The 1,093-nt window shown below is 32.1% G+C and carries 1 protein-coding gene; it reads left to right on the top strand.

Features of this window, described 5'->3' with window-relative positions:
- Positions 1-288 precede the first annotated feature (288 nt).
- Positions 289-687: a hypothetical protein gene (locus tag AN161_RS20905; protein ID WP_053596265.1), complete on the top strand. Its 399-nt coding sequence runs from the start codon at positions 289-291 to the stop codon at positions 685-687.
- The last annotated feature ends 406 nt before the right edge of the window (positions 688-1,093 follow it).

The raw sequence follows: 1,093 nt of genomic DNA, 5'->3' as shown, positions 1-1,093 counted from the left end.
GACCGACAAACAGAAGACAAAGGAACCTCTGGGGTGTTTTTTTAAAAAAAGTGTTCAACTTGTAATTGCAATTTAGGCATGTTTATCGTAAACAATTTTTTAATAAAAAATAGTAGAGTATAAAGGTGGAAAGAAGCAGAAGAGAATATCTACACAAAACATGAGGATATCCACGTAATAGAGGGGAATACCCGCTCTTGCAATGAATCGCTCTATTTATTGATGTGATGTAACTATTTGTAATTTAATCCTTCTAATAGGCAGTAGAATAAACTTGGAGGTGGTTCAATGAAAAAATCGATGTTCGGGATTTTATTCGTCATTCTATTTTTACTTTCTGCTTGTACTGTTGCAAAAACGCAAACATTAGAAGAATTTTATAAGGATGCAAAAATTGAAAATGTGGATAAAGTGATCATTCAAGATGGTTCAACTGGTTATGCTAAAACGATAACGAAGCAAGAGCAAATTGGGGAATTCCTAAATCTGATTAAAGATATAGAATTTATTCCACAAGATAATCAAGAAGAACGAACAGGCTGGCTCTATGGTATTGCTCTTTTGGATGGCGAAAAAGAATTTATATTTACGCTTAGTGAAATAGACAATACCTATTACGACTCAAAGTCAGATATTCATCCAATTGTAGAAAACTATTACAAACAATTAGAGATTGCAGAAAAATAAGGGCATAAAAACTACTAAAGACCTCTTAATAAGGAGGTCTTTTATTTTGCAAGTCTTAATGTCTTGACAGTAGTGTTATTTCTTTTTTGAGAATTTGATCTGATTTCGTTTTTACATGTGAATAATTCTTGAAAATTATTGGATTAGATCCAGCACTTTTTCGTTGAAGCGGTTGACAATAATAACCATTTAAAATAAAGTAAAGTTAATAGTAAAGATACCTTTACTATTAACTTTACTTAAAGGATTGAATGAGTGATGGCAAAGGATGAAGAACTAATTTATAAGCTTGTGGAGGAAATGAATGAAGCTATTTATTCGATGGATAGCCCCCTCTGTTAGGATAGATGTCGTAGGATGCTTTAGTGTTATAGTTAAGTAAATAACACGGAGGTCGATCGATATG

Origin of the sequence: Lysinibacillus sp. FJAT-14222, from assembly GCF_001278875.1 — a bacterium.
GTDB lineage: Bacteria > Bacillota > Bacilli > Bacillales_A > Planococcaceae > Lysinibacillus > Lysinibacillus agricola.
Note: the sequence above shows the minus strand (reverse complement) of the source record. Positions and strands in the feature narration are given on the sequence as shown.

Bases quoted from the DNA above. Each gene is read 5' to 3' on its own strand.
- AN161_RS20905 (WP_053596265.1), top strand. From the start codon at position 289: ATGAAAAAATCGATGTTCGGGATTTTATTCGTCATTCTATTTTTACTT.